We start from the raw sequence: 5101 nt of genomic DNA on the forward strand, positions 1-5101 counted from the left end.
TAGTCAAGGCCTACAAATAGGCTTAAATACTACTTTTTAAATAGATAGAATAATGTTTTCTTACTATTAGTGGTTGAGATTTTATGAGAAGCCAGATACTAGATTATCTGGCTTTTTTATATCTGTGATACAGCATATAAAATAATCTGACAAATATATCATGCGATGTGCATGCATATTTGTTATAATATGGCGTTATTTTTAAGGGATAAATGAGCAATTAAGAGTAGGGCGGCGCTATGTTTGCGCAAACTTACCACTGATAAAAAAATTGCAATTTTTGAGTGTTTTATTGAGCTGGCTCATTGATTGTTATCTAACGCTCTATGGTTCTAAGTTTTTGTGATATAAGACTTGAGAGTCATACAGTCATATCGGTAATCTTGGTTGATTGTTTTAATGCAAAAATCCCATCCATCAAAATAACCACCACTAGGGGTCTGTATGTTGCGAATTGTCGATGAAGCCTTAACCTTTGATGACGTTTTATTATTGCCAGCTTATTCTGAAATTCTACCAAAAGCTGCTAATCTAACGACCCGCCTAACAAAAAGTATTACGCTAAATTTACCGCTAATCTCTGCTGCTATGGATACAGTCACTGAGTCTGAGATGGCCATTACCATGGCACAGCTTGGTGGTTTAGGTATCTTGCATAAGAGCATGGATATCGATAAGCAGGCGATGCAAGTACGCCGCGTCAAAAAATTCGAAGCCGGTACGGTAGTTGATCCTATTACTGTGCATCCAGAGATGACCATCGGTGAGTTATTAAGACTGACCCAAGACAATAATATCTCAGGTGTGCCCGTAGTTGAGAAGGGTACCGATAAAGTAGTCGGTATCGTCACTCATCGTGACTGGCGCTTTGAAACCAATCTATCATTGCCTGTCAGCCATATCATGACGCCAAAAGAGCAGCTCGTCACCGTTAAAGAAGGTGAGAGCAATGAAAACATTAAAAGACTGCTACATGAGCACCGTATCGAAAAAGTTATTGTGATCAATGATGATTTCCGTTTGCGTGGTCTGATTACGGTCAATGACTTTACCAAAGCAGAAAACAATCCAAATGCTTGTAAAGATGACCAAGGTCGCTTGCGCGTTGGCGCAGCAGTTGGTACTGGCGCTGATACCCAAGCACGCGTTGAAGCATTGATTGCCGCTGACGTTGATATTATTGTTGTTGATACTGCACATGGCCATTCAAGAGGCGTGATTGATAAAGTATCTTGGATTAAAAAACATTTCCCACATGTACAAGTGATTGGCGGTAACATCGCGACAGGCGATGCTGCAAAAGCCTTACGTGATGCTGGTGCGGATGCGGTAAAAGTCGGTATTGGTCCAGGATCTATCTGTACCACGCGTATTATCGCTGGTATCGGTGTGCCACAAATCTCGGCGATTGATAGTGTGGCAAGCGCTTTGCAAGACAGTATTCCATTGATTGCTGATGGTGGTATTCGCTACTCAGGTGATATGGCAAAAGCCATTGCTGCTGGTGCATCATGCATAATGGTTGGTTCACTTATGGCAGGTACGGAAGAGGCGCCAGGTGAAGTTGAGTTGTTCCAAGGTCGCTATTATAAAGCCTATCGCGGTATGGGTAGCTTAGGCGCGATGTCAGGTCAAAACGGCTCTTCAGATCGCTACTTCCAAGATGCCAAAGATGGTGTGGAAAAATTGGTGCCAGAAGGTATCGAAGGTCGCGTACCTTATAAAGGTCCAGTCGCTGGTATCGTCAATCAACTGGTAGGTGGTCTGCGTTCATCTATGGGTTATACAGGCTGTGCCACGATTGAAGAGATGCGTAGCAAACCGCAATTTATCAAAGTGACTTCAGCAGGCATGAAAGAATCTCATGTCCACGATGTACAGATTACTAAAGAAGCGCCTAACTATCGAGTTGATTAATGGTATTTTTGACGCTGTAAGATGCGATTACAGTCAGTTTGATCGCGTTAAGTGACATCAAAATACAAACAGCCAACGATGCCTTGTTATTGTTGGCTGTTTTTTTGTAAAATACCATAATAGATTATTCTAATAATAGGTGATAACGGCTTATATTACCAGAGCGAGTTATCAAACCCACTTAGCTTACGTCCGCGTCTGGTCTTTTACTTTTAGATTTAAGGAAAAATAATAATGAGCTACTTTGGCACTGATGGTATTCGCGGTAAATTTGGTGAGCTGCCAATTACGCCAGACTTTATCTTAAAGTTGGGTTATGTCACAGGTTTGGTTTTGATAGAAAACAATCAAAATGCGGCGCGTAAGCCAAGCGTTGTGATTGGTAAAGACACGCGGTTGTCAGGCTATGTGATTGAAGGCGCATTGCAAGCAGGCTTTAACGCTGCGGGTGTGGATGTACATATGCTTGGACCGTTACCGACGCCTGCTATAGCCCATTTAACGCGTAGCTTCAATGCTGATGCAGGTGTGGTTATTTCAGCCTCTCATAATCCCTATTTTGATAACGGCATCAAATTCTTTTCAGGTGATGGTAAAAAACTGACCGATGAGATGCAAAATGCCATCAATGATAAGTTAGACGCCATCATGGCTGCTACGGGCAGTAATGATACTCTGATGCCTATTCTTGACCCCGCGCAATTGGGTAAAAATCATCGTATTGATGATGCAAAAGGGCGCTATATTGAATTCTGTAAAGGCAGCTTTCCTTATCAATATGATTTAGATCATCTGACTGTGGTCGTCGACTGTGCAAATGGTGCAGGCTATAGTGTAGCGCCTCGTGTCATGCGTGAGCTAGGCGCTAATGTTATCGCTATTAATAATAAGCCTGATGGCATTAATATCAATGCACATTGCGGTTCGACCCATCCGGAAAGTTTACAGGCAGCGGTGCTCAAATACGAAGCCGATGTGGGTATTGGCTTAGATGGTGATGGCGACCGTATTGTCATGGTTGATGAAGCCGGTAAGTTGGTCGATGGTGATGGCATCTTGTATGTGCTTGCTACCCAAGGTCAAAAAAAGGCAACAGGTGTCGTTGGCACGTTGATGAGTAATATGGGTTTAGAGTTAGCACTAAAAGCGGCTGATATTGCATTTACTCGCGCAAAAGTAGGCGATCGCTATGTGATGCAAGAGCTTGAAGCAAACGGTTGGATATTGGGCGGTGAGCCATCAGGTCATATTTTATGCTTGGATAAAAGCCGAACTGGCGATGCTATTATCGCAAGTTTGCAGATACTTGCAGTCATGCAAGCAAGAGGTAAAGCGCTAAGCGATTTGATCGAAGGGTTTGAAGTATTGCCACAAAAACTGGTCAATGTGCGCTTGTCTCAAATGCAAGATCCGTTTGAATATGAAGAACTGGTTGCCGCTTTTGATAAAGCACGTGCTACTCTAGAGGGCCGTGGTCGCTTGCTTATTCGCCAATCGGGTACAGAACCGATGATTCGAGTTATGGTTGAGTCAGATGATGAGATAGAGTGTGATGTGATGGCGAATGATTTGGCAGATAAAATCAAAGCTATACTAGGTTAATATTCTTTAATAAAAATATACTAAAATAAGGGACAATCATGAGTATGGACTTTACCGATCAGCGTTTGTCGTATGAAAAAGGTCAGCTTGACCAACAGTCAGTACCAACATCGCCGTTTGAGCTGCTAAAGGCTTGGATGCATGAGGCAATAGAGGCGCAAGTGCAAGAGCCTTATGCGATGAGTCTAGCGACTTGCGGAGCGGATAATAAACCAAGCGTGCGTATTGTTCTTTTGCGTGAAACTACGGATCAAGGTATTGTTTTTTATACCAATTACGAAAGTGCCAAGGGGCAAGACATCGCTGAAAACCCCAATGCAGAAGCGCTGTTTTTTTGGCATAAGCTTGAGCGTCAGATTCGTATCAGCGGTAGTATTGCTAAAATTGATGCTGATAAATCTGCGGCTTATTTCCGAAAACGTCCGCACGATAGCCAAGTAGGTGCGTGGGTTAGCCAACCACAAAGCGGTGAAGTTGCTAGCCGCGATATGATGGAGCAGACGTTTGAGCAGTTGCAAACAGATTATCCAGAAGGCGCAGCCGTACCGACGCCAGAGTTTTGGGGTGGTTACGAGATTACTATCAATGAGATTGAGTTTTGGCAAGGTCGCACCAATCGGATGCATGATCGAATCGTGTATACGCAAGCTAGCGATCATAATGATGGCACAGCAAGTTGGACAACCAAACGTCTATTACCATAACAGTTAGATTATTTTAAAGATAGATTAAAGCCACTCTAGATCCAGTTATATAGGTATTTAGAGTGGCTTTTTCATATGACGTGATTATTAAAGTAAAGGACTCATAAAAAAAACAGCTCTATAAAGAGCTGTTTTTGTATATCAAACAATTGGCCGATCAGTTAGTACGTAGCATTAGTTAATATCAGATATTAAATTGATTCATCATATTCTGCTTCTAAATGCATAGCGCGCTGATAGCTATCAAGACTGGCTAACTTTTCAGCATATTGTTTAATATGCGGATAAGCTTCGAGTTTTTGACGCTTGGCTAGTATGATCAAATCAAATGACAGCATAAAGTCAGCACCGCTCAATTGATCACCTACAATAAACGATTGGCCTTCAACCGAGGCATCCAGATACTTGAATAATCTGGTTTTTTCTGTCTCGATGTAACCGTTCAAAAACGCATTGTCATCAATGCCTGCTTTGTTGGTAAATAGCTCAAGCATTAATGGCAACATGAGTGAGCTTTCTGCAAAATCAATCCACTGCAGATAATGGCCATAGTCCGAACTGTCTGTCGCAGGGCGCAGACGCTCTGGCGCAAATCGTTCAATCAATAACTCAGTAATGGCACCTGACTCAGCATAGATTTGTCCATCCATCTCGATAACCGGAGACTTACCGAGTGGATGTACTGCCTTTAGAGAGTCTGGTGCTAAATGAGTCTTGGCATCACGCTGATGACTGACGATCTCATAAGGAACACCTAGCTCTTCTAAGAGCCATAAAGTACGCAAGGAGCGTGATTGATTGAGATGATGTAAACGAATCATAACTTTGCCTTTATGATAGAGTGTTATTTGCCATTTCTACTGTGGTTTTATCTTCAA

General features: G+C 42.4%; 4 protein-coding genes. 3 read left to right on the plus strand and 1 reads right to left on the minus strand.

The genetic code is table 11. The annotated features are described in order from the left end of the window. Positions 1-444: 444 nt before the first annotated feature. The 3 genes from guaB to pdxH all read left to right on the plus strand — a co-directional run bounded on the left by guaB (position 445) and on the right by pdxH (position 4223). A complete protein-coding gene (guaB, locus tag VLN09_RS02270) occupies positions 445-1917 on the plus strand; it encodes an IMP dehydrogenase (protein WP_325243596.1) in 1473 nt (490 codons plus the stop codon). 234 nt (positions 1918-2151) lie between these two features. Then, positions 2152-3519, plus strand: a complete 1368-nt coding sequence (glmM, locus tag VLN09_RS02275) for a phosphoglucosamine mutase (protein ID WP_325243597.1) — start codon at positions 2152-2154, stop codon at positions 3517-3519. A 38-nt stretch (positions 3520-3557) separates the two neighbouring features. After that, a complete protein-coding gene (pdxH, locus tag VLN09_RS02280; RefSeq protein WP_414709072.1) occupies positions 3558-4223 on the plus strand; it encodes a pyridoxamine 5'-phosphate oxidase in 666 nt (221 codons plus the stop codon). A gap of 191 nt (positions 4224-4414) precedes the next feature. Here pdxH and VLN09_RS02285 read toward each other — a convergent pair whose 3' ends face one another. Then, a complete protein-coding gene (locus VLN09_RS02285) occupies positions 4415-5044 on the minus strand; it encodes a glutathione S-transferase (protein ID WP_325243598.1) in 630 nt (209 codons plus the stop codon). Between the last annotated feature and the right edge of the window lie 57 nt (positions 5045-5101).

The sequence above is a fragment of the Psychrobacter sp. genome (assembly GCF_035469765.1).
Taxonomy (GTDB): Bacteria; Pseudomonadota; Gammaproteobacteria; order Pseudomonadales; family Moraxellaceae; genus Psychrobacter.

What these genes read in the sequence shown, in the direction of transcription:
- guaB (WP_325243596.1), top strand. Translation starts at nt 445, where the DNA reads ATGTTGCGAATTGTCGATGAAGCCTTAACCTTTGATGACGTTTTATTA.
- glmM (WP_325243597.1), top strand. Translation starts at nt 2,152, where the DNA reads ATGAGCTACTTTGGCACTGATGGTATTCGCGGTAAATTTGGTGAGCTG.
- pdxH (WP_414709072.1), top strand. Translation starts at nt 3,558, where the DNA reads ATGAGTATGGACTTTACCGATCAGCGTTTGTCGTATGAAAAAGGTCAG.
- VLN09_RS02285 (WP_325243598.1), bottom strand. Translation starts at nt 5,044, where the DNA reads ATGATTCGTTTACATCATCTCAATCAATCACGCTCCTTGCGTACTTTA.